General features: G+C 64.5%; 22 protein-coding genes. 5 read left to right on the forward strand and 17 right to left on the reverse strand.

Annotated features, from left to right (window positions below):
* Positions 1-145: 145 nt before the first annotated feature.
* The 5 genes from I8J29_RS23480 to hxlA form a co-directional block, all read right to left on the reverse strand.
* Complete coding sequence (locus I8J29_RS23480; RefSeq protein WP_208849890.1) at positions 146-679, reverse strand: hypothetical protein; 534 nt, start codon at positions 677-679, stop codon at positions 146-148.
* A gap of 63 nt (positions 680-742) precedes the next feature.
* A complete protein-coding gene (locus I8J29_RS23485; protein WP_208849891.1) occupies positions 743-973 on the reverse strand; it encodes a hypothetical protein in 231 nt (76 codons plus the stop codon).
* A 30-nt stretch (positions 974-1,003) separates the two neighbouring features.
* Entirely contained in the window at positions 1,004-1,594 is a 591-nt protein-coding gene (locus I8J29_RS23490) for a glutathione peroxidase (RefSeq protein WP_208849892.1), read from the reverse strand.
* Between the two features lie 250 nt (positions 1,595-1,844).
* On the reverse strand, positions 1,845-2,396 hold the full coding sequence (gene hxlB / locus I8J29_RS23495) for a 6-phospho-3-hexuloisomerase (RefSeq protein ID WP_208849893.1): 552 nt from the start codon (positions 2,394-2,396) through the stop codon (positions 1,845-1,847).
* A gap of 5 nt (positions 2,397-2,401) precedes the next feature.
* Positions 2,402-3,034, reverse strand: coding sequence for a 3-hexulose-6-phosphate synthase (gene hxlA, locus I8J29_RS23500; protein WP_208849894.1), 633 nt, complete (start codon positions 3,032-3,034; stop codon positions 2,402-2,404).
* Positions 3,035-3,194: 160 nt separating this feature from the next.
* Here hxlA and hxlR point away from each other — a divergent pair, with 160 nt between their 5' ends.
* On the forward strand, positions 3,195-3,563 hold the full coding sequence (gene hxlR, locus I8J29_RS23505) for a transcriptional activator HxlR (protein ID WP_090648126.1): 369 nt from the start codon (positions 3,195-3,197) through the stop codon (positions 3,561-3,563).
* A 791-nt stretch (positions 3,564-4,354) separates the two neighbouring features.
* Here the strand turns inward: hxlR and I8J29_RS23510 are convergent.
* The 3 genes from I8J29_RS23510 to I8J29_RS23520 all read right to left on the reverse strand — a co-directional run bounded on the left by I8J29_RS23510 (position 4,355) and on the right by I8J29_RS23520 (position 7,639).
* Entirely contained in the window at positions 4,355-5,311 is a 957-nt protein-coding gene (locus I8J29_RS23510; RefSeq protein WP_208849895.1) for an aminoglycoside phosphotransferase family protein, read from the reverse strand.
* 53 nt (positions 5,312-5,364) lie between these two features.
* Entirely contained in the window at positions 5,365-6,615 is a 1,251-nt protein-coding gene (locus I8J29_RS23515) for an MFS transporter (protein ID WP_208849896.1), read from the reverse strand.
* A 202-nt stretch (positions 6,616-6,817) separates the two neighbouring features.
* On the reverse strand, positions 6,818-7,639 hold the full coding sequence (locus tag I8J29_RS23520) for a ChbG/HpnK family deacetylase (protein ID WP_208849897.1): 822 nt from the start codon (positions 7,637-7,639) through the stop codon (positions 6,818-6,820).
* Positions 7,640-7,933: 294 nt separating this feature from the next.
* Here I8J29_RS23520 and I8J29_RS23525 point away from each other — a divergent pair, with 294 nt between their 5' ends.
* Entirely contained in the window at positions 7,934-8,116 is a 183-nt protein-coding gene (locus I8J29_RS23525) for a hypothetical protein (protein WP_090648139.1), read from the forward strand.
* Between the two features lie 285 nt (positions 8,117-8,401).
* Here I8J29_RS23525 and I8J29_RS23530 read toward each other — a convergent pair whose 3' ends face one another.
* From I8J29_RS23530 to I8J29_RS23555, 6 genes are all read right to left on the reverse strand, one after another.
* Positions 8,402-9,406 (reverse strand): type I glyceraldehyde-3-phosphate dehydrogenase, encoded by a 1,005-nt coding sequence (locus I8J29_RS23530; RefSeq protein WP_208849898.1) that lies wholly within the window; start codon positions 9,404-9,406, stop codon positions 8,402-8,404.
* A 97-nt stretch (positions 9,407-9,503) separates the two neighbouring features.
* On the reverse strand, positions 9,504-10,352 hold the full coding sequence (locus I8J29_RS23535) for a sugar phosphate isomerase/epimerase family protein (RefSeq protein ID WP_208849899.1): 849 nt from the start codon (positions 10,350-10,352) through the stop codon (positions 9,504-9,506).
* A complete protein-coding gene (locus tag I8J29_RS23540; protein WP_208849900.1) occupies positions 10,349-12,193 on the reverse strand; it encodes a glycoside hydrolase family protein in 1,845 nt (614 codons plus the stop codon). The genes I8J29_RS23535 and I8J29_RS23540 overlap by 4 nt, the downstream gene beginning before the upstream one ends.
* Before the next feature lie 517 nt (positions 12,194-12,710).
* Positions 12,711-13,652, reverse strand: a complete 942-nt coding sequence (locus I8J29_RS23545; protein ID WP_208849901.1) for a methylenetetrahydrofolate reductase — start codon at positions 13,650-13,652, stop codon at positions 12,711-12,713.
* Between the two features lie 233 nt (positions 13,653-13,885).
* Positions 13,886-14,638 (reverse strand): twin-arginine translocase subunit TatC, encoded by a 753-nt coding sequence (gene tatC / locus I8J29_RS23550; RefSeq protein WP_208849902.1) that lies wholly within the window; start codon positions 14,636-14,638, stop codon positions 13,886-13,888.
* Positions 14,635-14,865, reverse strand: coding sequence for a MerR family transcriptional regulator (locus tag I8J29_RS23555; RefSeq protein ID WP_208849903.1), 231 nt, complete (start codon positions 14,863-14,865; stop codon positions 14,635-14,637). Before I8J29_RS23555 ends, tatC begins: the two co-directional genes overlap by 4 nt.
* 387 nt (positions 14,866-15,252) lie before the next feature.
* Between I8J29_RS23555 and I8J29_RS23560 the strand changes: the two genes are divergently transcribed.
* The 3 genes from I8J29_RS23560 (at position 15,253) to I8J29_RS23570 (ending at position 17,709) form a co-directional block, all read left to right on the forward strand.
* Positions 15,253-16,860 carry a flavin monoamine oxidase family protein gene (locus I8J29_RS23560; RefSeq protein WP_208849904.1) on the forward strand — a complete coding sequence of 536 codons (1,608 nt, stop codon included), beginning with the start codon at positions 15,253-15,255 and terminating at the stop codon, positions 16,858-16,860.
* Between the two features lie 13 nt (positions 16,861-16,873).
* Positions 16,874-17,431 carry a RidA family protein gene (locus tag I8J29_RS23565; RefSeq protein ID WP_208849905.1) on the forward strand — a complete coding sequence of 186 codons (558 nt, stop codon included), beginning with the start codon at positions 16,874-16,876 and terminating at the stop codon, positions 17,429-17,431.
* 80 nt (positions 17,432-17,511) lie between these two features.
* Positions 17,512-17,709: a twin-arginine translocase TatA/TatE family subunit gene (locus tag I8J29_RS23570; protein ID WP_090648162.1), complete on the forward strand. Its 198-nt coding sequence runs from the start codon at positions 17,512-17,514 to the stop codon at positions 17,707-17,709.
* Positions 17,710-17,929: 220 nt separating this feature from the next.
* Here I8J29_RS23570 and I8J29_RS23575 read toward each other — a convergent pair whose 3' ends face one another.
* The 3 genes from I8J29_RS23575 to I8J29_RS23585 form a co-directional block, all read right to left on the reverse strand.
* Positions 17,930-20,542: an ABC transporter permease gene (locus I8J29_RS23575; RefSeq protein ID WP_208849906.1), complete on the reverse strand. Its 2,613-nt coding sequence runs from the start codon at positions 20,540-20,542 to the stop codon at positions 17,930-17,932.
* A complete protein-coding gene (locus I8J29_RS23580; protein WP_208849907.1) occupies positions 20,536-21,234 on the reverse strand; it encodes an ABC transporter ATP-binding protein in 699 nt (232 codons plus the stop codon). Before I8J29_RS23580 ends, I8J29_RS23575 begins: the two co-directional genes overlap by 7 nt.
* Before the next feature lie 183 nt (positions 21,235-21,417).
* Positions 21,418-25,527: an S-layer homology domain-containing protein gene (locus I8J29_RS23585; RefSeq protein WP_208849908.1), complete on the reverse strand. Its 4,110-nt coding sequence runs from the start codon at positions 25,525-25,527 to the stop codon at positions 21,418-21,420.
* Between the last annotated feature and the right edge of the window lie 90 nt (positions 25,528-25,617).

Genomic DNA, 25,617 nt, shown 5'->3' on the forward strand with positions numbered 1-25,617 from the left:
GCCCGCGCGTCCGCGCGCGATCCGGCTTCGCCGCGAGTACCGCCCCCCGCGCGGGCCGCCTCGGCGCGTCCCGGCTCGCGGCCGCCCGCGCGTTCGCGGCCCCATTACGCGCGAAAGCCTCCCCGGAATCCCGGGGAGGCTTGCTTCACGTCGCGGCCAGCCGCGGCGGCTCGCTTGCCGCGTCATCCTTGCCGGCGCTGCCGGCTTCGGCGGCCTGCCGCTCCAAGATCCGCTTCGCCACCCGATAGCAATCCTCGACGTGCTTATTGCCGACGTATTTCATGGCGCCGTAGCTGAGGGCGCCGGCCACGGCCGTGCCGACGACGGGCACGAATTTCGTCGCCCCCTTCGCCGCGTAGCGGGCCGCCGCCTTCTTCACCAGCGCGAAAATCAGCCTGCGCGTGACGGCATGGCCGATCAAATGGCTGCCGACCGCCGTAATGATGCCGTACGCGGCGGCCTTGCGCTGGGCGTCCAGCTCGGCCAGCTGCGTCTCCGCCAGGCCGAACCGTTCGTTGATCTCGGGAATGAGGCGCATCAGCATGCCGACGTCGGCCACCACGTCCGTGCCCGGAATCGGCACCATCGCCGCCGTGCCCGACAGCATCGCCTTCCTCGTCACCAGCTTTTTGCAGGAGTTGCGTATGCGCTCCAGCTCCTTCATCGATTGCGGCAGCATGGCAAGTCCACCCTTTCGTGCGAAAGTTTCCGCCTTCCTCCGGCGTCGCCCGGGATTCCGAAGTCAAATCCCCGTACGATACTTACGTTCGCTGGAGGAGTCGCGTTTCGTACGGTCCTTGTCCGCTTCGTCCCGCTGCTCGATGGTCTGATCCTCGACCGGTATCGGATCGACCGTGCGCTCGCTCGCGAACTTGTCGAACAGGCTCTCCTTCTCCGTCGGCACGCCCTCCGGATTGTCGCGCTTGCCCTGCTGCGCGGGCCGGCTGTCGGCGCTGCGTTCAAATGGGTTCATCCCGATCACCCCGTTTCGTAGATTGTAGCTCTACTTACCCGTTTCCCCATCCGCGTCAAACATGTCCCGCCGCCGCGCGAGCAGCGCTTCGACGGCCGGCGCCAGCGTCTCCGGCTCCTCGGGCGTCTCGAACCGGCCCGCGACCTCCCCGTCCCGCCCGATCAGAAACTTCGTGAAGTTCCACTTGATGCCGTCGCCGGCATACAGCCCGGGATGCTTCGTCCGCAGAAAATCCCGCATCCACCGCCCGCTCTCGGCCGTCGCATCGAACCCTTGAAACGGCGCTCGTCCGGTCAGGTAGACGAACAGCGGGTGCGCCGCTTCGCCGACTGCGTCGGCCTTGGCGGCCAGCGGGAACGCCGCGCCGAACGCGCCTTCGCAATACGCCCGGATCGCCTCGCCGTCCTCCGGTTCCTTGGCGTTAAACTGATTGCACGGAATGCCCAGCAGCTCGAAGCCCTGCCCGCGGTAGGCGTCGTAAAGGCGCTGCAAGCCCGCGAATTGCCTGGCATAACCGCACCGGCTCGCCGTGTTGACGATCAGCAGCACCTTTCCCCGGTAAGCCGACATCGCGATGGGCTCGCCGTCCATGCCTGGAACTTCATACTCGTAGATCGACATGATTGCCATCCTCCTCTTCCGTCCGGAATGTGAATCCATCATACGGCGGTGTCCGAGAGCGGTCCAATATTTAGCCGGAATAGGGGTTATAGGAGGCGGCAATAGAAGGCGGCAATAGAAGGCGGCAATAGAAGGCTGCGGTAGAAGGCTGCGGTAGAAGGCTGCGAGGCGCCGCGATTCTGACGATGCGCGCAGCCAAAAAGCCGCATGTCCCCCGAGGACATGCGGCCGATTTTCGCGTCTGCCGGCGCTATTCCAAATTCGCGTGCCTGGCTTTCATGGCATCCTCCGTGATTGCCAGCCGTTCCATGAGCCGCAGAACCAGCGCGTCGAGATACAGCAGCAGCGCTTGTTCGAACAGCGAGCCCATGGGCTGGACGGACGGCGCTTCGCGCTCCGCGTTCGTCGCGCCGGGGATGCGCACGACCTCGTCGGCGGACCGGCCGATGCGCGAGGCCGAACTCGCCGTGACGAGCGCGACCGCGGCGCCGAGCCGCTTCGCCTGCTCCGCCATCGCGGCCAGGCTGCCCGTCTCGCCGGAGCCGGAGCCGACGACGAGCACGTCGTCCGCGCGGAGACCCGGCGTCGCCGTGTCGCCGACGACGTGCGCGTTCAGGCCGAGGTGCATGAGCCGCATGGCGAACGCGCGCATCATGAGCCCGGAGCGCCCCGCTCCGGCGACGAACACGCGACGCGCTCCGAGCAGCAGCGCCGCGAAGCTTTCCGTGCGCTCCTCCGCGATCCCGGTCAAGGCTTCGGTCAATTCCCCCAGCATGTCCGCGGCATATGGCGTCTTCGTCATGGCGGCTACCGCGACGCGATGATCTCGCGGATCTCCGAGGCCGCCGCGCGGCAGTCCTCATGTCCGGTAATGCCGCCGCCCACGATGATGAGATCCGGCTCCGCCGCGATGACCTCCGGCAGCGTGCTTAGCTTGATGCCCCCGGCGATGGCTACCTTCGCGTGCTTGACGACGCGCTTGATCGTCCGCAGGTCCTCGAACGAATTTTGGCCCACAGCCTGCAGATCGTAACCCGTATGGACGCAGATATAGTCGACGCCCAGCGCGTCGATCTCTTTCGCCCGGCCTTCGATGTCCCGGACGTTGATCATGTCGACCATGATCTGCTTGTTCGTTTTGCGCGCTTCGCTTACGGCGCCCGCGATGGTCCGGTCGTTCGACGCGCCGAGCACGGTGATGATGTCCGCTCCGGCCTCCGACGCTTTCATGACCTCGTAGTCGCCCGCGTCCATGATTTTCAGGTCCGCCAGCACCGTCAGCGCCGGGAACGCGTCCTTGATCGCTTTGACCGCCCGCAATCCCTCGTTGATCACGACGGGCGTGCCGATTTCCACGATATCGATAAACGGTTCGACTTCCTTCACCAGGGCTTTCGCGCCTTGAATGTCGACCAGGTCCAACGCCAATTGCAATTTCACGCGTCATCCGCTCCTCTCCGTATGGCAAGCTCCCGCTTGCTCGAAGCTAGTATAGTCCCATGGATCGCCGGATGGATAGTACGCACTTTCTTCTCACCTAGTGCCTAAAAGTATACGATGGGCTATAATAACGGCTAAGAGAATCGGAGGTGCCGCGACCATGGGTCATCTATGCGAGAAAACGTTCAACTGCGAGAAAGAACTGACGCTGTCCGTCATCGGCGGCAAATGGAAGATGCTCATCCTCTGGCATCTGGGCAAGGAAGGCACCAAACGGTTCGGCGAGCTGAAAGCGCTGATCCCCGACATCACGCAGCGCATGCTGGTCAGCCAGCTCCGGGAGCTCGAGGACGACCTCATCGTGCGGCGCACGGTCTATCCCGTCGTGCCGCCGAAGGTGGAATACGCCTTGACGGAGCTCGGCGCGAGCCTGATGCCGATCCTTGAGGCAATGTACAGCTGGGGCAAGAACTACATGGAAACCGTCGCGAAAGACAAAGTCGCGATCAAAGGCGAGTATACGCTGTAACGCGTTCCTTTCGCTTCTTTCGGGAAGCGGACTACCGTCCCTCGTACCGCACATGAGCTAGCCGGCGGATTGGCCCCATGTACCGTAGTTACGGTACATTGGGCGTGAGCGGCCGATTTCGCCGCATGTACTGTACCTCGTACCGTTCATTGGCCGTCTGACGACGATTTCGCCGCATGTACCGTACCTCGTACCGCACATCAGCCATCGTCCGGCGATTTCGCCCCATGTACCGTACCTCGTACCGCACATTGGCCGTCTTCAGGCGATTTCGCCTCATGTACCGTACCTCGTACCGCACATTGGCCATCTTCAGGAGATTTCGCCTCATGTACCGTACCTCGTACCGCACATTGGCCATCTTCAGGAGATTTCGCCGCATGTACCGTACCTCGTACCGCACATTGGCCATCTTCCGGCGATTTCGCCGCATGTACCGTACCTGGTACCGTTCATTGGCCGTCTGACGACGATTTCGCCCCATGTACCGTACCTCGTACCGCACATCGGCCATCTTCCGGCGATTTCGCCCCATGTACCGTACCTTGTACCGCACATTGGCCATCTTCCCGCGGCTTTGCCGCATGTACCGTACCTGGTACCGTTCATTGGCCGTCTGGCAGCTAAATCCCCTCATGTACCGCATCACGCGCCTTACGCGCAGCCAGCCGACGGCCGCCAACCGGCCAGCCCACGCAAAAAAGCCGCCTAACGGCGGCCTTTCACCATCTCGATCATACGCCGGATAAACGTTCCGCAGCCGAACGATTCACCCCGCTAACTAACCGGCATTACGCCTTCAACGCCAGATCGGCGACCTGCTTCGCGAAGGCCGCGAACGAGGCGGTCAGCTCCGGCCGACGGTCCAGCGCCCACCGGAGCTTGTCGCATGCGCGCAGCAGAAGCAGCGGCATCAGATCGGGAAGCGCTTCTTCCCGGTAGCCGTACCCCTCCAGGAAGGCGTCGTACGCCTCCCGGTCCGGCTCCCCGCCCTGCAGCCGGCTTTGCAGGAGCTGCATCACGTCCCCGTGCGGCACGACGGTCACTTCCGCGCTGCCCCAATCCAGCATGGCCACCCGGCCGGACGGATCGACCATCGCGTTCTTCAGCGAGAGATCGCCGTGCGCCAGGCCGAACCGAAACGCCGTGCGCTTCAAGCGCTCGAACAGGCCGCGCGCGGCCGCCGACGTCGCCGGGGTCAGGACGCCCAACGCCAGCAGCGGATCGCGCCCGGTCAGGCTGTCGATGTTGTACTGCACGTACCCCGCCCAGCTGCCGTCCGAGCCCGGATGCGGCGGCGACCGAAATTCGCCCGCGGCGGGATCTTCCAGCCGCTCCCCGTAACCTTGCACGGGAATCGCGTGAATACGCGCGGCATATTCGCCCAGCTGCCTCCAAATGTCGCTCTTCGGTCCCGCCGCATCCACCCCGTCCCGGCCCGCCAAGAAGGATTGCAGCATGTACGCCCGCTCGCCGGCGACGCCGACCGCCAACACTTCAGGTCCCGGGATGCCGGCGGCCGCCGCCCGTTCGATGCACCATTGCTCTTTGCGATAGTCGGCAAGCGCCGCCGCGTCGTTCATGCGCGCCACGACCTTGCGGGATGCCGTCTCGACGACGTACACCCGATTGACCATGCCCTTCCCAACGATCGGGTACGAGGCGCGCACCCGTTCCCCCAGAAAGCCGGCCGCGATCTCTTCGGCCTGCAGCGCCTCGGCATCCTTCTCCACAGCCTCCCTTTCCATCCTCACGATCCCTCCTTAAGCCGTTATGTCCTGGCAGGCTCTTCCGCTTCCCCTCACGCCACTTCGCGCCGGCGGCGCAGCATCGCGTACAGCACCGCGCAGCAAGCCGCGCACAGCAGCGCCATGAGCGCGATGAACACATAGCCCGCCTGCAGGCCGATCAGCTGGCCCGGGGCGGAGCCCGTTTCGCCGCCGTCGAACAGCCCGCGGACGAACTCGATCAGGTACCCGATGAACAGGTTGCCGACGACGCTCGCGACGCCCATCAGGGTGACCGTAAACGTGATGGCCGTGTCCGTTCCTTTCGGATACCGCTTCGCGATCATCGCCATCACCGTCGGGTAGATCGGCGCGATGCCCGCGCCCGCGACCGCGAAGAGAAACGCGCCCGGCTCGCCGATGATAATCGCCGCCAAGCTGCACAGCCCCGAGAACGCCGCGAACAGCATGACCGACAGCGTATAGCCGATCCGGTCGGTCACCGGCCCGAGGAAGAGCCGCGCCAGCGTGAAGAACAGGAAGAAGAGCGACAGCATGCCCGACGCGTCCCCGGGGCTCCAGCCGTACGCCTTCTCCAGGAAATTGACCAGCCAGCTGCCGACCGCGAGCTCGGACACGACGCCGAACGAGAGGATCGCGACGATCAGCCAGGCGATGGGGTCGCGCAGCAGCGCGCGGTACGACGCCGCCTGCGCGTCCGATTCGTGCGATTCCTCCTCCGGGAACTTGCCCCACAGCGACGGGACAATCGGCAGGACGGCCAGCGACAGCATGATCAGGTACATGCCCCGCCACCCCAGCTCGCCGCCGCCGGGCACGTGCCAGCCCATCATGGAGGCGGCGATCAGCGGCGCGACGATGGAGCTGAGCCCGTAGAAGAAGTGCGCCAAATTCATCATCATGCCCGTGTTGCGGGTGAAGATCCGGGCGGCCATGATCGCGAGCCCGATTTCCAGCATGCCGTTGCCGATGTACATGAGAAAATAAGAGGCCGACAGGAAGCCGTAGCCCTTCGCCGCATGCATGAGCACGCCGGCGATCGTCATGGACGCGAAGGCCGCGATGCCCGTCCACTTGATGCCGATCCGCCGCGACAGGGCCGACGTGAACGTGCAGGCGACGAGGTAGCCGAGCGAATTGAGCGCGAGCAGCAGCCCGAGCTGCCCTTCGTCCAAGCTGAAATCCGCCTGCATGCGGGGAATGGCGGGTCCCTTGATGTTTTCGGAGAAGCCGAACACCAGGAAGCCGCCGAAAACGACGATCAATAAAAGCGCGTGGTTAAGCGTAAACCGGATTTTTCGCATCGCTGTCTGCCTCGTTCGCTAAGAATTGAATTCGGGCTCCGCGGTCGCCCGCGGAGCCTTCTTCATCTTCCATGCATTCCCCAAATTTGTCAATCGCCGCGATCGCGGCGGGACTGGGCGCTCCGCCCGCGCCGCGTCCGCGAACAAGACCGTGCGGGGCTCGCCGCGGCGCCTGCCGCCGCCGGCCCGTCCGAGCCGGGCGTCACGCGTCCAGCGGCTCCGCCTCGTCGTACCGGATCGGCGTCACGCCGAGCCGCTCGCAGCAGGCGAGCACGTCCGGGCGCGTGAACTGGAGCCGCTCGCCGATGCGGTCCGACACGACCCGCGCGGACGGATAATCCGGCGAGCCCATCCGCCGCATGTCCGGCTCGTCGCAGCCGGGATGGCCGACGACGAGATATTGTCCCGGCGCCGCCTTCTCCAGCCGGGCGACGAGCTCGGCCGCGGGGTCCCGAGACGCTCCGTCCCCGCCCGGCGCGCGGCCGTCCTCCGCCGGGCCGGCCTCCGGCAGCGGACGGCCGTACCGGCGATAATTGCGGAGGCCTTCGCGCTCGCACCAACGGTCGAACGGCTCCGCAACTGCCGGCAGCGCCCATTCGAACACCATGTGCGTATCCGCGTAGCCAATGGCGAAGCCGAGGCCGCGCAGCCGGTCGAGCTGGGCCTGGAGCTCCGCCATGACTTCCGCGATTGCCGGCGGCCGCTCCAAGAACGCCCGCGGCGCGCGCGTGAAATAAGCCCCGCCGGGCTCCAGCAGCGACGGTACCCGGTCCGGCGGCGCGGCCGGCCCCCAGCGGACGTCGCTCCATTCCGCGTTCAGCGTCGCGTGCACGCCGAAGCAGACGTCCTTGCGGCCTGCCAGCAGCTCCGCCGCGTGGCCGATCGTCGGCCCGACGGCCATGAGCGAGACGTTGCGGACGATGCCGCGCTCGATCGTCTCCAGTATGGCCCGGTCCGCCGTCCGGGCGCTGCCGGCGTCGTCCGCCCGCGTGATCAAGCGAATGTTCTGCGAGGTCTGGTTCATCGTTCGTTCCTCCTTGGCCGCGGAGGCGTTGGCGTTCCCTTTTTCCCCCGGTCCGGCCGTTCGTGATAGTCCCATTATACAAACGCCGGGCGGCCGCCGGGAGGGAGAATCGTCCGAAGCCGGCGAAATCCGGACGCCGGCCGGCGCGCGGCGAGCGGGCGAACGCCGCTCCCCGACACCCGTACGGACATGACGAATGGGACGTGGCAGGTGCCTACCCGACAAATGCCCAAGCACTTTCCCGGCGGATGACATACGCTAAACCATACCAAAACCCAGGAGGTGCATTGATTCATGTCCGGATTCGTCGGAGGTGCCCATAATCATATCGGAATCATTCTGGTTCTGTTCATTCTGCTTGTTATCATCATTGCAGGTGCGTGCGCAGGTATCGGCGGCGTTGGAACTGGCTGCGGCTACCCAGGCTACGGCCCAGTCGCTGGCGTAGCTGCCGCGCCGTACGGCAAAGGCTATTAATGTCCGATCGCCGGCGGCCGCACACCCGCAGCCGACCGGGCGGAGATGCTAAGCTTCGCGAAAGGCCCATCCCCGGATGGGCCTTTCGCCCGTTTCGGGGCAATCGCGCCGAGCCGCTTGTCGTCATTTTCGCAGGCAATCAAGCGCCGGGCGCAGCAAAAAACCGCTCCTTGACGGAGCGGTTTTTTTGTCGCATGCCGATAAGCGCGCTGCGCCGACGCCGATGCGGCAGCGGCGATCGAACGGACCGGGACGCCGGTACCGGAAGGCTTCCGCCCCCGCGGCTTAGCGGTCCGCCGCGGCCAGATGCGCCGCGACTTCCGCGAGGCGCGTCGCGAAGCCCCACTCGTTGTCGTACCACGCGGCGACGGACAGCAGCTCGCCTTCCACGTGCGTGAGCGGCAGGTCGATGATCGACGTGTGCGGATCGCCGACGATGCGCGAGGACGCCCATTGGCCTTCGAGCACGTCCAGCACGCCCTTCAGGTCGCCTTCCCGGGAAGCGCGGCGGAACATGTCGTTCACTTCCTGCACCGTGACCTTCTTCTCCGTGATCAGGTTCAGCTCGGCGATGCTGCCCGTGCGGGTCGGGATGCGGTACGCCTTGCCCGTGATCTGCAGGTCCGGCCAGATGAACTTGAGCGCCTTGGCCGCGCCGGACGAGGACGGAATGATGTTCTCGGCGGCCGCCCAGGAGTCGCGGCGGTCGCGCATCGGCTGGTCTGTGAGGGATTGCGTGTTCGTATAGGAATGGACCGTGGAGAACAGTCCGAATTTGATGCCGTAGTTTTCTTTGACGAGCTTGACGACGGCGGCCAGGGCGTTGGTCGTGCAGCTGGCCATGCTGATGATTTTGTGCTTGTCGGGATCGAAGCTGTCCAGGTTGATGCCCTTCAGCAGAACGGCGTCGCAATCGTCGAGCGATTTGCTCGGCCCGCTGATGAGCACGCGTTTCGCGCCGCGGTCGAGATGCACCTGCGCCACGGAACGGACGACGGCTCTGCCCGTGCAGTCGACGACCAGGTCGACGCCGAGCTCTTTCCAGTTCGGCACTTCCTGCGAGGCGTTGATGTAACGGATCTCGCGCCCGCCGATGATCATCGCGCCCTCTTGGGAAGCGACGTCTTCATGCCAGCGCTTATAGTTGGAATCCACCTCGAACAAGGCTGCCAGCGTGTCCTCGTCCTTGATGTCCGACACCGAAACCGGTACGAAAAGCTTGTCCTGCAGCGCCACCTTAAGCAGCGTTCTGCCGATGCGGCCGAAGCCGAAAATCGCGATATTGCCCATCCTTCTCTACCTCCATGCTGTAATGGTAACCGACGCGTATAGTGTACGATACTTTCGGGGGCGAGTCCAATCGGACGGAGGTCCCGGCGCCGCCGGCTCAGCTAAGTTTTTGTAAATGCGCCAAGCCGGCTGCCGCGTCGCGCTCCTCCAGCCCGTGCATGACGACCGGCCCGTCGAAGCCGGCCGTCCGCAGCAGCCGGAAGTACGAGGCGAAGTCGAGGTCGCCCCGGCCGACCGCCCTGAACGGCGACCCGGCGCCATCCGCCGCGGCGCGGGCGTTCATGGCGCGAACGTCCTTGGCGTGCGCCAGCGCGATGTCGCCGCCGAGCAGCTCCGCCGCCTCCTCGAGGATGCCGTCCCAGCTCGCGCGTTCGCGGCCGACGACGAGGTTCGCGGCGTCGAACACGATCCGCAGCCGCGGCGAGCCCATCGCGTCCAGCACCCGGCGCGCGGCGCGCGCGTCGTTCGCCACGTTCGCGGCTTCCGGCTCGAGCGCGAGCGCGACGCCGCGCCGTTCGGCGACGTCGAGCGCCCGCTCCATGCACGCGAGCAGGTCGCGCCATGCCTCGGCGCTGCCGTTATCCCGATGCGGCGCCCACATGTCGTCCGGGTTTCGGCTGCCCGAGCCGAGCGTGACGATTCCGATGCCCATACCGGCGCACATCGCGGCGAGATGGTCCAGCCGGCGCAAGCCTTCCGCACGGACGGCGGGATCGGGATGCGCCATGTTGAACGTCCCCGAGACGGCCTCGAGCCGAATGCCCCGGACGTCCGCTTCCCGCTTCACCGCGGCGGCGACGTCCGCGTCGGCCCGCTCCGGCATCGACGCCATGCCCGCGCAGGCCATGTTGAACTGCGCGCTCGCGAAGCCGTGCGCCCGGACGGCGTCCAGCACGCCCGCGAGCGAATCGCGCCGGAACGTCTTGGCGAAGATGCCGATTCTCATCGATGCGCGCTTCCGAGCGGCCGGACGGCGACCCCGGAGAACGCCGCTTCGCCGAACTGCGCGAATAGCCGCAGATGGCCGGTCCCCCCGCCGGTGCGGGCGATCAGCGTCCGGTCGCCGCCGATGCAGAGATCGATCCAGCCGCGCTTCACGACGGCCTCGACGGCGAACGTGCCGGCCAGACCGTCCACCGCGTAGATCGACGACGCTTCGTCCTCCTGCAGCGAGCGCGCCCGGATGCGGTGGACGCCGGCTTTGCGCGCGGAGGGCTCGATGCGGACGTCGAAGCCTTCCGCGAAATCCGCCGCCCCCGACACGGAGAAGCCTGCGTACATCGGGAGATGCCGGGCGGTTACGTCGAACGTCAGCACGTACTCTTCCGGAACCGCGCCGAGATCCCGCGAGACGAAGCCGTTCGGGTTCGTCAGGACGTTATCGCCGAAGTCGAGCGGCTCGCCCGCCGCCTCCCGCAGCTCCGGCACGAACGCGAAGCCCAAGGTGCCGTCCTCCCGCTGCGTCAGCTCGCGGAAGACGAGCTCGCCGGCATAGCGGTCCGGCGAGGACAGGAAGCCCGCGGCGATGCGGCGTCCCCCCGGGAACGGCGCGGTCTTCGGCACGCGCCACTGCACGCAGTCGAACGCGTCCGCCTCCGGCCGCAGCCATGGCCCTTCCAAGCTCCGCGCATACCGGTATCGGGCCAAGCCGTCGTTGCTGAAAATCAAGTAATGCCAGCCGTTCCACTCGAAGCAGTCGGAGCATTCCGGCTCGTCATGGTAACCGGGCATGAGGAAGGGAGCGGTCTCCTCCCAATCGGTCAGGTTGTCCGAGACCAGATGCGCAAGGCAACCTTCCGGCCGGCCGTCGCCGGCGAGGCTGGTCGTAACCAGCATATGGTAGCGTCCCCCGCCGTCCTCGAACACATGCGGATCGCGGACGGAAGCGAGCGTATAGCGGTCCGGCAGCGCAATGCGCGCATCGCTCTTCCCGAAACGGACGCCGTCCGCGCTCACCGCGTACGTCAAGCGGGCGGGAGAGCCGTCGACCGCGCGCACGGCGTAGAAGGCGTAGTACGTCCCGTCCTTGCGAAACACCGAGCCGGTGCAGATCGAGCCTTCGTCTTCCCCGGTGATGCCGACCGCGATCGGGTGATGCGTCCACGCGCGAAAATCCTTCGTCGACACTTGCCCCCATTGGTGCGCGCCCAGCCCCCACTTGCTGCCGTGGCCGCGGCGGTCGTACAGGTAGTACAGCCGGAACGTCTCGCCGTCGAAGAACGGCATGCAGTCGCCGACGCCCGTGTTGAAGCCCTGCGGCCGCCAATATTGGAGCGTATCCGGTTCCGCGCCCAAGTAGCGGACGGCAAGCGCCTCGCCGGCCGGCTCCGGCGCGACCGCCTCCCGCCATAGCGACAGTCCGGCGCCGACGCCGGCGCGTACGAACGCCCCGTCAAAATCGACCGTCCCCATCGGCCAGTCCTCGTCCGCGAGCACGCCGTCCACGTACAGCCGCGCCGCATAGCCCGCGTACTGCAGCAGGATCGCGTGCGCGCCGTCCCCGATCCGCGCCAGCGGGATCGCGAGCGCGATCGGCGCCTCCCGCGCGTCCGTGCGCACCTCGGCGACGAGCCGCGCTTCGCCCGCGGCTTCCGGGCCGTCGGCATAAATGCGCACGGCGGCGCCGGCGCCGGCCGGTTCGATGGCCGCCAGCACGCCCTGCGGCCGGCCCTCCGTCACGAGGCCGAGCGAAAATTGCCGCGCGCGGCCCCAGTCGAGCCGCCGCGGCGGCTCGCTGCCGCCGAGCGTCAGCTCGGGCGGCTGCTGCGATTGCTTGATCACGTTCATGATGACGAACACTCCGTTTCATCGGTTAATGGACGCGTCCTTCGGCATCCGGCCGGCTTCGCGTCTGCTTTGCTTTTGCCCCGCGACAGCTTTGCCGCGCTTGTCATGTACTTTGCGTGCCCCGCGGCCGCTTGCCGCGCTTGTCATGTGCTTTGCCCTGCGGACGCTTGCCGCGCATCCCTTCCGCGCGTCGCATCCGCATGCCGCTTCTCTCCGCCTGCGTTGCGTCCGCTTTCGCCCTGCTGCCTTGCGCCTGCTCATCGCGCCGCGGCGCGCTCCGTTTAGCATTCGGCGCGGAGCCGTCCCTTCCTGCCCGCGAAGGCGTTTTCCTTCTTCGGCCCCATGCCGAAGAGGCCGCCGCCCGCGAAGGGACGGCAGCCTGCAAGCATTCGAACGCGCGGACGGACGGAGAAGCCTTTACGAACGGGTAGAAGCGCAGCCGGGCCGCTTGCGCCCCGCGCGGCACGCCAGCCCCGCCCGGCGCAGCCGCGCCGGAACATCAGCCGGAGCCCCCGCCTTATCTCGCGAGCGCCGACGGCATTTTCGCCCGGATCATCGCCTGGATGTCCCGGACGAGCTGGATGGACGCGTCGATCTCCACTTTCCGCGTCGAGACGCTCTCCACGCTGCAGCCGAGCGGCATGCCCTTCTCGAGGCCGAAATCGAAAATCTCCTCGAAAATGCCGTGCAGCAGCGTCACGGATTTGTCGAGCACGTCGTGCGAGTGGTTCAGCTCGTTTTCCAGCCATTTCGGGATGCTGATGCCGAGCCATTTCATGAACGCCAGCGTCTTGGCGGAGCCGCACGGCGCCAGGTTGATCAGGATCGGCGCCATCTCGAGCTCCTGCTCCTGGCAGTAGTAGTAATAGTCCGAGAGGAAGTTCTTCGTCGCTTCCACGTTGTACGTCGCCTGCGAGACGAAGAAGCCGCAGCCGCTCCGGACCTTGCTCGCGATGCGCAGATGCTCGTCGTTCTTCTTCAGGTGCCGCTCCGGAATGACGACGCCGCCGAAGGTCAGGTTCGGATTGAGCGTCCGGCTCATGTCGTAGGCGTCCGGCAGCCGAAGCGTCACTTCCTGCCGGCTTGACGACGCGCCCACGAACACGGCGAACCGGTCTTCGTCCGGATCCGCCCGCAGCCACCGCGCCAATTGCGCTTCCGAATCTTGGCCCACGCAGCGGTAAATGATTTTCGGCACGTCGACCCCGCTTAAATACGTCTCGCTGTACGCCGTGGGATCGATCGTCTTCAAGTAGGGAAACGGCCGGTCCGCCTCGATCCGGTCGCTCTCCTCCTGCACGTCGTACAGAATCAAGCCGTCGATGCCGAGGCCCTCCAGCCGCTCGGCCTGCTTGCGCGCGATCTCGGCGATTTTGTCCGGCTCGTGCGATTCCTTCGGCGGCGTCATGCCGTAGGTGACGATGCCCGGCGTTTTACGGGCGATTTTATCTCTGAGCATGGGCTTCACATCCTTGGTCGGTCGTTGTTCTCGCGCTGTACGATAGTCTATTCGGCTCTCGCAATCTATGAAACCGGCGGTACGTCTACCTTCATTATTTCTTCGCGGATGCTTCCTATTCCTACGCCGGCGCGAAATTTCCGGAAATTGGCCGGGCCGGCGGCGGTTGCGGGAACGCGAAAAAACCGCTCTTTCGAGCGGTTCGGGAGCTTGCCGGCGAGACGCGCGCGAGCCTAAGCGCCGGAAGCTTCGGCCAGCGCCGCGCCGCGCCGCCTGCCGTAGACGGCGCGCGAGAGCAGCACGCTGATCTCGTACAGCAGCACGAGCGGCACGAACACCATCAGGTGGGAGATCAGCTCCGGCGGGGAGATGAGGCTCGCGACGACGACGAGGATCAGGTACGCGTAACGCCGCATTTTATGGAGCGCCTTCGGGGTCAGGACGCCGATCTTCGTCAGGAACATGACGACGACGGGCAGCTCGAAGGCGATCGCGAGCGGGATGACGATGTTGAACATGAAGCCGAAATACTGCGCCACGCCGTACGTCTCGACGAGTTCCATGCTGCGCGTGATCCGCGACGTGAACGCGTAGCTCATCGGGAACACGACGAGGTAGCCGAAGGCGATCCCGATCAGGAAGCAGAGCGCGCTGTAGGGCACGTAGCGCAGCGCCGCCGCGCGTTCCGCGGGATGCAGCCCTTTCTTCACGAAGCCCCACAGCTGGTACAGGATGAACGGCAGCGACACCAGCAGCGCGAACGCCAGCGCGATCGTCATGTACATGCGGATGCCGTCCCAAGGCGAGAACACGTTCCACGTCATCTCCGAGCCCGGCGGCACGCTCTTCAGATAGCGCAGCACTTTCGGGGATACGTACAGGCCGCCGCCGAGCGAAAGCAGAACGACGGCGAGAATGCGCCAGATGCGCGTCCGCAGCTCGGACAGATGGCCGAGGATCGACATCGTTTCTTCGCTGATCTTCATTCGCCGCACGCCCTTCCGCCCTTGCGCAGCTCGAACGTGTGAAAGCCGTCCCGGAGCTTGCTGTTGATTTCCTTCAGCCGTTCCACGTCGTCGAAGGAATACTTGCGCGCGCCGCCCTTCGTCCGGACGGGAAATACCAACTCCCGTTCCTCGTAATACCGGATTTGCCTTTCCGTCAAGCCGGTCAAGCCGCACACGATCCCGATGCTCATTACCTTGTCCTGCATCTCCAACGCCTCCCCTAAACGCGTGTAGTAGTCGGACGCCGGGCGAGTGACCCGGGCAAGAGGGATGTTAGAAAACCTTACAATTCCCTTCTTGGCACGAATGATAACAGCAGCCTCATCCGAATTCAATGGGACTGAATGCCCGGTAGAAGATGGCGAAATGTCGATTTCGGACGTATCGGATCGGCGGAGTTGGCGTTTTTTACGTTCATTTCCGTACATTTGTTGGGAAAAACTGCCTAGTTATTCGTCATTGATCGAATAATTTTATTGTATATATAAATTTTATTTATGTCAGACTTTCTCACAAAATATTGGCTTTGCCGAAAAAAACCGTGTTACAGTGCTCGCAGAACGAACCGACGATCCCTCAAAGGAGCTGAGCACATGGAAACGAAAGAGACGCCGAACGAAGTCTCGCGCAGGCAATTTCTTACCACGGTGGGCAAGATCGGCGGCGCCGCCGCCGTATTCAGCGTCATGGGCACGATGGGTCTCCTCACCCCCCAGACGATGAAAGCGGCGGAGTACACGCCTCCTTCGAGCTGGGATCTGAAGGGCACGGGCCGCTCCGGCAAAAAGATCGTCATCCTCGGCGCGGGCCTCGCCGGCTTGACGGCCGCCTACGAGCTCGGCAAAGCCGGCTACGACTGCACGATCCTCGAAGCCCGCGCCCGGACCGGCGGCCGCAACTGGTCGGTGCGGCGCGGCACGACCGTCGCCGAGGTCGGCGGGCTGAAGCAGGTCGCCCGCTTCGACGACGGCCATTACCTGAACGCCGGCTGCATGCGGATTCCGCAATTCCACGCCACGATGGAATACTGCCGGGAGTTCGGCATCCAGATGGAGCCGTTCAACAACGTGAACGAGAGCGCCTACTATTACAACGACAACGTGCCGAGCTCCCTCACGAACACGCCCGTCCGCAAGCGCGCGGCGAAGGCCGACGCCAAAGGCTACATCAGCGAGCTGCTGGCCAAGGCGGTCAACCAGCCGGGGCTCGACCTGCCGGTGACGCCGGAGGAGAAGGACAAGATCGTCGCCTACCTCCGTTCCGAGGGCAATCTGGACGCGGATCTCTTCTATAAGGGCTCCTCGCGCGGCGGCTACAAGGACGAACCGGGCTCGCGCCTCGACGCCGGCGTCGTCCGCGACCCGTTCGACATGAAGGCGATCATCAACTCCGGCTTCGCGAGCTATATCAGCAGCGAATACGAGTACGACCAGCAGATGATGATGTTCCACCCCGTCGGCGGCATCGACGCGATTCCGAAGGCGTTCGAGAAGCGGCTCGGCAACCGGATCAAGCATAACGCGGAGGTCACCGAGTTCAAGCACGTCGGCGACAAGGTGCAGGTGTCGTACGTCGACCTGCTGAGCGGCGAAGCCAAGCAGCTCGAAGCGGATTACTGCATTTGCACGATCCCGCTCTCCGTCCTGAAGACGATCAAGCACGACCTCTCGGCGGAGATGACGAAGGCGATCAACAACACCTCCTACGCGAACGCCGGCAAAATCGGCATTCAGTTCAAGCGCCGCTTCTGGGAAGAGGACGATCTCATCTTCGGCGGCAACACGCTGACGAACATGGACATCTCGTCCATCTACTACCCGCCGACGAACTATTTCGCGAAGAAGGGCGTGCTGCTCGGCTATTACGCGTTCGGCGCCAAGGCGGACAAAATCGGCGCGCTCTCCTTCAAGGACCGCGAGGCGCTCGCGCTGGCCCAAGGCTACAAGATCCATCCGCAATACTACAGCGAATTCGAAGCGTCGTTCTCCGTCAACTGGAAGACGATCAAGTACAACATGGGCAGCTGGGTCTCGTACTCGGCGGACGACCGCAAGACGAACTATCCCGTGCTGTGCCGGCCCGACCGCCGCGTCTATCTCGCCGGCGAGCACATCAGCTACATCACGGCCTGGATGGCGGGCGCGATCGAATCCGCCCGTTCGGTCGTCACCGATATCCACGAACGCGTCATGAAAGAATAGGAGGAGCCCGTCCATGCCCATGAACCTGAAAATGAAAGTCGCCGCCGGCGCCGTCATCGTCTCGTGCCTGGCCGCGACCGCGAGCGTGTACGCCGCGATCACGCCGAACAAGTATCCGCTCGCCCCGATTCACGAAGCGGAATTTTACGGCAGCCCCTCCTCGTCCATCGCCAGCGCCGTCGCCATGCCGGGCGACCTCGCCACGTTCGAGACGAGCGGCACGACGCCTTCCGTCATCAACAAGGACGGCAAGACGGTCTACGAGCGGTACGGCGACACGGAGACGCAGGGCGCCAGCGTGCTGAAGAATATCGAGAAGCAGCTGAAGGAGCAAGGGCTGTCCCTGAAGGACGTGACGTACCTGCGCGTCTATATCGCCCCGGACGCCGCGAAGGGCGGCAAGTTCGACTTCGACGGCTGGTTCGCCGCGTACGCGAAGTACTTCAACACCAAAGACAACCCGACGAAGACCGCCCGCTCCACCGTCGGCGTCGCCGGCCTCGTCAACGCCGATTGGCTGATCGAGATCGAAGCGGTCGCCGCGTATCCGAGCAATCATAACCAAGATTAATCGCGTGAATCGTTAGCGCCGGACGGCCCCGCCCCATGCGGCCGGGCCGCGGCGACTACCCCCGAACGGAGAGGATAGCCATGCTGCAAAACGTCGGTTTCCCCGGTTTGATGATGATTCTGGTCGTCGTGCTCATTATTTTCGGCCCGTCCAAGCTGCCCGAGCTCGGCCGCGCGGTCGGCCGCACGCTGCACGAGTTCAAGTCGTCCGCCAAGGAGCTCGTCTCGGATTCGAAGGACGACGCGGCGGACAGCAAGCCGTCGCAAGCGAACAGTTAAGGCGGCGCAGGCGAGAAATTAAAGACGCGTTTGTTAAAGGCGCAGGCGAGCAGTTAAAGGCGCGTAAGCGAGCAGTTAAAGGCGCGTAAGCTAGCCCAAAGTTATACGTTCCGGCTCCCCCGCGAACGCAAGAAAGGATCGTCCCTCCGACTGACGGCGGGACGATCCTTTTTCATGCGAAACGTTAACGGGATGAATCGCCACGCGGCCCGGGCGTCGGTTACGCTTCGGGCTTGCCCGGTTTGACGGCTTGCTCCCGCGCGGCTTGGACGTCGCCGCCGGCCAATCCCCGGGCAGGCGACCGGCCGGCGGCCGACCGCGCCGGCAGCGCCGAGCCCAGCGCTCCCGTGAGCACGGGCAGGACGGCGACCGCCAAAAGGCAGCCCATCTCCCGGAAAGGCAGCTGGCGGTACAGCATGGCGATCAGCAGAAGCCCGAGCGCGAACGCGACGACGCCCGCCAAGCCTCCGGCCACGGCGCCCTCCGTCAGAATCAGCCGGCGGACGGTGCGGTTCCGCCAGCCGATCGCCTTCAGCAGCGCGATTTCCGGCTTGCGCTCGGAGACGTTCTGCCACATGAGCTCCGCCGTCGTCAGCACGGCGATCAGCAGGCAGACGCCGATCGCGAGGTAGTGGCGGAAGCCGATCTCCGCCGCGGCGTACTGGCCCAGCCAGGACGTATAGAACACGCCCTTCAGCCGGAACGTCACGAAGACGAAGAACATCAGCAGCGCCGTCGGCAGCGCCATGGACAGGACGGCCAGCAGGTTGCGCCGCCATTTGCCGGCGACATTGGCCGCCGCGAGGCCGAGCAGGCCGCTTGCCGGCAGCAGGCGCCGGGCGGTCGAGCCGTATTCGCCCGTCCGAAGGGCCGCCAGCGGTTCGATTCGCCCGGCCTGGGCGACCGGCACGGCGGCGCCGAGCACGAACAGCCCGAACGCGCCGAGACCGGTCGCGGCGAACCGCGGCGCGGACAAGGAGGAGCCGTCCGCCCACAAGAGGCACGCCTCCATGCCCCACGTGACCAGCGCGGCGAAGAGGCCGACGCAGGCCGCTTCCAGGAGAAGCAGGCGGCGAATGCGCGACGTCCGCCAGCCGATCGCCAGCAGCACCGCGTACTCCCGCTTCCGCGCGAGGAACGAGACCATGTTCGTCGCGACCACGTACAGCACGGCGATCAGCAGGACCAGCAGCAGCATGCCGGAGAAGCCCAGCTTCACCTCGTTCACGAGCGTCAGCGCGGCGCCGAGCTTGATCCACAGCTGCTCCATCCAGCCGATCTCCGTCTGCGCGCCGCTCTTCGGCACTTGCACGAGCACCGGCTGCGGCGACGAACCGAGCATGACGTCCGCCTCCAGCCCGGTCCGCTCGCGGATCGCCTGCGCCACCCGTTCCAGCTCGGCCTGCCGAAGGTCCGACACGCCGCCTCCGTTGACCTTGACGCGCACGACGGAGATCGGCCGGTCGCCGGCGATCAGCGCGGCGGCTTCCATCGTCGTCAGCATCGTCGGCGGGCTCGTCAGCAGGCCGAGCGGATTGCTCACCGGCTTGATCGTCGCCGGCGGGTTGGCGGGACGGCCGGCGGGATCGAAGATCAGCTTGGCCGACGGCGCCACGTACGTATCCATCGGGAACAGCGAGTCGACGTCCTTGGACACCCGGAGCTTCGCGGGATCGTACATGCCGATATAATCGACGAATAAGCCGATTCCGTCGGCGGCGGCGTCCGGGCGATTCGGATCCTTCACGCCTTCGAACGGACGGTAATATTCCGGGAACTCGCCGCGTTCGGCAGCGTCCTGCGCGTCGAAGGCCTTCACCCGGTACGCGGCCGGCCAATGGCCGGGGTACGGGCTAACGGCAGGCTCGTAGGCTAGCGGCTTGGCCCGTACGTTCAAAAACATAAAGTCGGGCGCGGACTGGGACGACACCAATTTCGCTTCCAATTCGGCTGTCGCCCGCTCCGGCGTGTTCTCCACCGTCACCGACTTGCTCCAAAGGGTCTTAGCATCGCCTAATATGTCTTTACCGCCGGCGGCTTTTGATATCGCCCTTAACTTCGCTTCATCCTCGGCCGTGGCATAAGGAACGTCCAGCTTCTCATACCGGTACGTGTACGTCTGACTTGCCCGCTCCTGATTACTGATCAAGATGGGGAGCTTCACGAATGAAGTTTTGCCGGCCATCGGCTGCCCGGTGACTTGGACCTGGCTCGTATCCGTCTCATTGAAGTAATGGGACGTCAGCATCGGGAGCACCGCCCGGTCAAGGCCGACCAGCTTCGCTTCCTCCGCGGGGTCGACGGCGACCAGCAGAGCCGGGTCATTGCTCCAAAGCTCCCAGACCGAATTGCCGGAAGGGCCGTTCCAAGCATAAGTCGTCTCATAGGTAGAGGCGAGGTTTTGCACGCCGTTATTCGCGGTAACCTGTTTTTTCAGCCGATAGATGCCATATTCTTTAAAATCGATGGCCCGGCCCAGATCCGTCCCGAAATTCGCATACCCCAAGACCGCCAGCGGCGCGGCGATGCTGACCCCCGGAACCCCCTTGATCTGCTCCAGCTGCTTCATGCTGATGCCGCCGTCGATGCCGTCCTGAAAATTCGGCTCCATCAAGCCGGCCGCCTCGTCGCCGAAGCTCGTGCCGGGCGGGCGGACGGCGATGTCGTACGAGACCTGCCATTTGCGCTGCAGCGTCTCCATGACGGTGCCTTTGTTCGACTCCGTCAGGCCGTACAGGAAGCTGAGCCCGCCGCCGACGATGAAGATGCCGAGCAGCAGGATCGCCAGGCGTTCCCGGCGGCGCCGCCAGTCGGACCAGACGAAGCTCAGCATGCGTCGTCTCCGGCAAGGCCGCGGTCGCCGACGAGGCGGCCGTCCTTGATCTCGACGAGGCGGTCCGCCCAGCGCGCGAGCTGCAGGTCATGCGTGACGAGGATGATCCCGCAGCCCGTCTCCGTCTTCAGCTCCTGCAGCAGGTCGAAGAAGCGCTCGGCGTTGCGGGAGTCGAGGTTGCCCGTCGGCTCGTCGGCCAGCAGCCAATCGGGGTCGTTGACGAGCGCCCGCGCGATTGCCACGCGCTGCTGCTCCCCGCCGGAGAGCTGCGACGGCAGCGCGTGCGCTTTGGCCCCGAGGCCCAGCCGGTCCAACAGCCGTTCGGCTTTGGCCCTCGCATCGCCGCGGCGGCGGCCGAAGAACGGCGACAGGACGTTCTCGACGGCGGTGAGCGCCGGCAGCAGATGGAAGTGCTGGAACACGAGTCCGACCCGCTCGAAGCGGAAATCCGCCAGTCGGTCCGCCTTCAACCGCGACGTGTCCGTGTCCCCGTAATACACCCTGCCCGAGGTCGGCCGGTCCAGCGTGCCGATCAAGCCGAGCAGCGTGGATTTGCCCGAGCCCGAAGCGCCGATGATCGCCGTGAATTCCTTCCGCCGAAAGGTCAAATCGATCTCGCTCAGCGCCGCCGTCGCCGCGTTCCCGCCCGCATACGTCTTCCCGATGCCGACCAGCCGAATCTCCTCGCTCATGCCAAGCCCCCTCTAGACGCAATGCGCCATTTTCTTCCATCTCTTTAATATTTTAAACTTTAGCATGGCCTCCGGACGAGCTGAATAGGCCCGAAGGCTTATTTGTAAAAAGGTGGTAAATGGCGAGCTGCGCGCAAAAAAAGACCTCCGATCACGATCGGTGGTCTTGCATGCAGCCTGGCGCTAAATCAGTTTCAACGCTCCCAGCAGCCGGTAGATGAGCTCGGCGCTTTCGGCGCGGGTCGTCGCTTTGGCGGCTTGGATCGGGAAGGCCTCCTTAGGCTTGACGACCCCTTCGGCCAGCAGCGCGCTTACGGCGTCCGCCGACCAGGCTTTATAGCCCGCCGATGCCGGGAACTGCTGCTTGTCCGCGGGATTCTTCGCGTACCCGCCGTAAAGCATCGCCTGGTACAAGATGCTCAGCATCTCTTGCTGCGTGATCGACTGGTTCGGACGGAAGGTGCCGTCTTCATAGCCTTTGAACAGACCGGCCTGAACGGCTGCCGATACGGCGTCGGCGTACCAGCTGCCGGCCTTCACGTCCTTGAAAGCCGCGGAGCCGGATGCCGCCGGCACGATGCCCAGCGCCTTCACGAGAATCGCCGCGGCTTCTGCGCGGGTAACTTGTCCGTCGGGCTTGAACGAGCCGTCCTCGTAGCCGTTGATCACGAGCCTGCCCGCCAGCTGCTCGATCGCCGTCTTCGCGAAGAGTCCCGGCTTCAGGTCGTTGAAGCCGATCGTATGCGCCACGATCGCATACTGGGAATTGCCCTTGCGATAAATCGTCGCCTTGACGCGGTCGCCGGCCTGTTCGAACGTCGCGGGTACCGGGACGATCTTGCCGGAAGCCGGATCGACCAGGACCGCCGACAGCGAGCCGAACGGCTGGCTCGGCTTGTCGAGCGTGATGACGTGGCCGATATAGCCGTCCGCTTCGCGCACCTCGGCGCTGCCTCCGGACGTAACCTTGCGAATCGAGAAATCGTAGCGCGTGCCGACTTGCTGCAGGGACAATCCGGAGAGAAGCTGTCCGTACACCCCGTCCTGCGTCCCGGAAAGAGGAACGATCGAGAAGACGAAAGACGCGTCGCGCGCGGTCGCGCCGGCGAGATTCAACGCCCCGACCGGTACGGTGAATCCGGCGTCGGCGCCTTGAATCTCGATCACGGTGCCGGCGTTCTTTTGTTTGATGGCCTTCATCTGGTCGCCGCGAAGCGTCACGCGAATCTCATCCGCATCCCCGTCGACGGGAAGAACCAGGCGGAACGGTCCGCTTCCCGCTTCGCTCAGCTTGGCTTCCAGCGCGTCATCGTTGACCGTCACGTCCGCGACGGAAGCGCCATGATCCGTTTTGGTCACTTCGGTCGTCGTCAGGCTGCCGTTCCCGGATGCCGGCGCGCCTCCGCCGCCCGGCGTGCCTCCTCCGCCAAGCGGCGAATAGTTCACGAGCGCGAGGAAGCTTTCGGCTTTACCCGGCGAAGTGACGGTTACGAACAAGTACCGTACGGCTTGGTCAAGCGTCAACCGGTCCACGGTAACGGACGTACGGCCTGCGGCAACCGTGCTCTGCCCCATGACCTCCAAGTCCAAGTCGTACACATTGACCAAATCGCCCGCCTGCAGGCCGGTAACGGTCACCGAACCGGAGCCCTGGACGTCGTTCAAGACGGAGATTTGATCGCTTCCCGGCGCGATCGACATCTTGTCCGGAATTTCCGTCATCGTCATGCCCGGCCCGGCTTGGCCGTCTTGATCCTGGGTTTGCACCACTAGCGTGAGCGCCCCGTTCGGAATTGCCGTTCCTTGCGGAATGGGAAGCGAATAATGCGCCGCGCCGGTCGCCTCGACTTGTCCGATCGGATTTCCGAAGTACGTGTACTCGTTTCCGAAATACACGACGTAGCGGTCGCCCGGATATTCCGCCAGCGCCTTGTCGAACGTCAGCTCCCCGCCGATCGCGTTAGGGGAAGCGTCGGTATCGTGCAGCGAGACGTTCTCCGCCAAATAATCGGCGTAATCCCACAGCCGGATGACGAGCTTGGCAGCCGGAAGCGGCTGCTGATTGTTGCCGTATTGATCCGCCGCAATGGGTACGATGCCCAGCTTCTTCACGGCCGCCGGAAGTTGCCGGTTGACGCGATAGAGATAAGAACCGTCGGACTGGCGGTCGTACGCATACACCATGTCCGTACTGACGCCGTCGACGGGATTGCCGGCCGCGTCTTCGTATTCGAGCTTGTACGCCCAGACCAAGCCGCCCTTCGGACCCGGATGAATGGTCAAGTTGCCCGTATAGAAGCCGCCGATCGGATATTCATCGACGAAGACGGCCGACGCGGGACGCATGGCGGTTATCGTCGCGGCTTCCAGCTCGTCGAGGCCGGAGAACTTCTCCAGCGAATAGGACGCTGCCGTATCGGAGCCGCTCCTCGAGAAGAGCAGGATCGAACCGTCCGCCTTGACGAGGCCGTTCGATACCGGGTAAGGGAACGAGAAGACGGGATTGAACGTGTCCCGGTCATAGATGCCGTCGGCGGCGAGCACGAGCTTGTCCTTCGCGGCGAGCAGGCGCGCATTATAGGAACCGTCTTTATAGACGCCGTAAATCTGGTTCAGGTTCGCCGCCGATACGCGGTTGGACCCGTAATACACGTTGCTTCCGTCGACGATGACGTCCCTGCCGGGATAGGAAAAGCCGTTCGTCGATTGCTGTAAGATCTGTCCCGTCGCCGGGTGTACTTGATACAGATCGCCGGTGGAGATATCCGTTTCGCCGATGTAAAGCGCGGATCCGTCGGGCGCCATGGCGAGCGACGGCCGGCTGAAGCTGCCGGGCCCGCGAATCGGTTCCCCGTCGGTAGAATAGACGTCCCCGAAGCTTCCGGTCGTCGAATAAAAGGCTTTGCCGCTTCCCGCCGCGACGTCGCCCGTGAAAGACCCGGTCTCGATCTCTTGAATCGGCGCCATGAAATTCGTCTCGCCGTTCGTATCGATCTTCGCCACGTGCGTGCTTCCCTGCAGCGTTACATAGATGACGCCGTCGCGGATATCCACGTCCGTCGGCTTCGAACCGACGTACCGGTCCGCCGCGATCGCCAGCGTGTCCGTGTCGATCTGCACGAGCCGGTTGACCTCGGGCGCGATGGCGTAGGCGTATTTCTCGTTCCGTCCCATCGCCCACCGCGTCAAATCGCGATTCAGGACGATCCGGTTCGTCCCGCTGCCCGACGAGGCGATCGCCGGCGGCGCGGACAGAGGGAACACCCGTTTCCGGATTGCCGTGCCCCATTGCGGAACCGTGTAAAATCCGCCCTGCGCGTCGAGCTCGGCAATCCACGGCGAATCCGCGTCGCCGAAAGCGACGACCGGAATGCCTTCTTGCTTCGTATACACGCCGGACGCGGTATAGAGATAGGATTCGTTCGCGGCCAGCCCGGGGCCCATACTGGCGGAGAGGATGCGCTTCGTCGCGGGATCGATCTCGTAGGCGCCGTAATAGACGCGTCCGCCGTTGAGGACCAACGTCTCGGCGTAACCGCCCTCTTCGGGATCGAGCGTCCAAAGCTTGCTTCCGCTCGTCGAGTCGTAGACAGCGAGATGCAGCCGGGAAATGCCGGTTTCCCCCGCATAGAGGCGATGCGCATTGCGATCGACGGCAAGAGCGGGCTCGTAAATGTTGTTTTCGATGATCGAATCGGAGTTCGCGGACAAATCCTTTCTATGTATCCCGCTCCATGTATTGCTGACGGAATAATAGACTGAATTGCCGTCCACCGCCACCGCGACCGGCTTCTCTCCCGTCATAATGGACGCGTCCGCCTTCTGCGTATCGAGATCGACGACGGCGATGGACGTCGCCCCGCTGAGCGCGACGTACAGTTTATTCCCGACCAAATCCATCCCCATCGGCAAGGAACCGACCGGAAGGCGCTTCGCGATCTGCATCGTGGCCGGATCAATGAAGAGCAGCTCGTTCGTCTCCGTCGCGGTAGCGTACAGCATCCCCCGCTGCTCGTCGAGCTTGATGCTGCCGATGCGGGAGCCGGCATCGACGGAGAGATCGACCGCCGGAACCGTCGCGGCCGTTTGTTCCGCGGCCGCCGCCGTTTGCTCCGCGGCCGCTGTCGTTTGCTCCGCGGCCGGGATCGGTTGCCCGACGGCCGGCGCCGGTTGCCCGGCAATCGGAACGATTTGCTCGGCCGAAGCATGCATGTCCCCGGGTCCGAACCCCGTAAGGCCCAAAGTCAATGCGCAGGACACCAGGAATACCCGTTTGAACAGACGATGACGCATAACCAAACTCCTCCAATAATACCAATTCTATTAAATGCAATTCATTGTAACGCCGATAGTCGCCATTTAAAAGATGAATCGGTTTAAACT

It is taken from the genome of Paenibacillus artemisiicola, from assembly GCF_017652985.1.
GTDB lineage: Bacteria > Bacillota > Bacilli > Paenibacillales > Paenibacillaceae > Paenibacillus_Z > Paenibacillus_Z artemisiicola.

Coding starts and splice junctions, on each gene's coding strand:
- I8J29_RS23515 (WP_208849896.1), bottom strand. CDS start 6,615: ATGCGAAAAATCCGGTTTACGCTTAACCACGCGCTTTTATTGATCGTC.
- I8J29_RS23535 (WP_208849899.1), bottom strand. CDS start 10,352: ATGAGAATCGGCATCTTCGCCAAGACGTTCCGGCGCGATTCGCTCGCG.
- I8J29_RS23520 (WP_208849897.1), bottom strand. CDS start 7,639: ATGAACCAGACCTCGCAGAACATTCGCTTGATCACGCGGGCGGACGAC.
- hxlB (WP_208849893.1), bottom strand. CDS start 2,396: ATGACGAAGACGCCATATGCCGCGGACATGCTGGGGGAATTGACCGAA.
- I8J29_RS23540 (WP_208849900.1), bottom strand. CDS start 12,193: ATGAACGTGATCAAGCAATCGCAGCAGCCGCCCGAGCTGACGCTCGGC.
- I8J29_RS23525 (WP_090648139.1), top strand. CDS start 7,934: ATGTCCGGATTCGTCGGAGGTGCCCATAATCATATCGGAATCATTCTG.
- I8J29_RS23580 (WP_208849907.1), bottom strand. CDS start 21,234: ATGAGCGAGGAGATTCGGCTGGTCGGCATCGGGAAGACGTATGCGGGC.
- I8J29_RS23570 (WP_090648162.1), top strand. CDS start 17,512: ATGCTGCAAAACGTCGGTTTCCCCGGTTTGATGATGATTCTGGTCGTC.
- I8J29_RS23560 (WP_208849904.1), top strand. CDS start 15,253: ATGGAAACGAAAGAGACGCCGAACGAAGTCTCGCGCAGGCAATTTCTT.
- I8J29_RS23490 (WP_208849892.1), bottom strand. CDS start 1,594: ATGTCGATCTACGAGTATGAAGTTCCAGGCATGGACGGCGAGCCCATC.
- I8J29_RS23510 (WP_208849895.1), bottom strand. CDS start 5,311: ATGGAAAGGGAGGCTGTGGAGAAGGATGCCGAGGCGCTGCAGGCCGAA.
- I8J29_RS23480 (WP_208849890.1), bottom strand. CDS start 679: ATGCTGCCGCAATCGATGAAGGAGCTGGAGCGCATACGCAACTCCTGC.
- I8J29_RS23565 (WP_208849905.1), top strand. CDS start 16,874: ATGCCCATGAACCTGAAAATGAAAGTCGCCGCCGGCGCCGTCATCGTC.
- I8J29_RS23545 (WP_208849901.1), bottom strand. CDS start 13,652: ATGCTCAGAGATAAAATCGCCCGTAAAACGCCGGGCATCGTCACCTAC.
- I8J29_RS23585 (WP_208849908.1), bottom strand. CDS start 25,527: ATGCGTCATCGTCTGTTCAAACGGGTATTCCTGGTGTCCTGCGCATTG.
- tatC (WP_208849902.1), bottom strand. CDS start 14,638: ATGAAGATCAGCGAAGAAACGATGTCGATCCTCGGCCATCTGTCCGAG.
- hxlR (WP_090648126.1), top strand. CDS start 3,195: ATGGGTCATCTATGCGAGAAAACGTTCAACTGCGAGAAAGAACTGACG.
- I8J29_RS23485 (WP_208849891.1), bottom strand. CDS start 973: ATGAACCCATTTGAACGCAGCGCCGACAGCCGGCCCGCGCAGCAGGGC.
- I8J29_RS23575 (WP_208849906.1), bottom strand. CDS start 20,542: ATGCTGAGCTTCGTCTGGTCCGACTGGCGGCGCCGCCGGGAACGCCTG.
- I8J29_RS23555 (WP_208849903.1), bottom strand. CDS start 14,865: ATGCAGGACAAGGTAATGAGCATCGGGATCGTGTGCGGCTTGACCGGC.
- I8J29_RS23530 (WP_208849898.1), bottom strand. CDS start 9,406: ATGGGCAATATCGCGATTTTCGGCTTCGGCCGCATCGGCAGAACGCTG.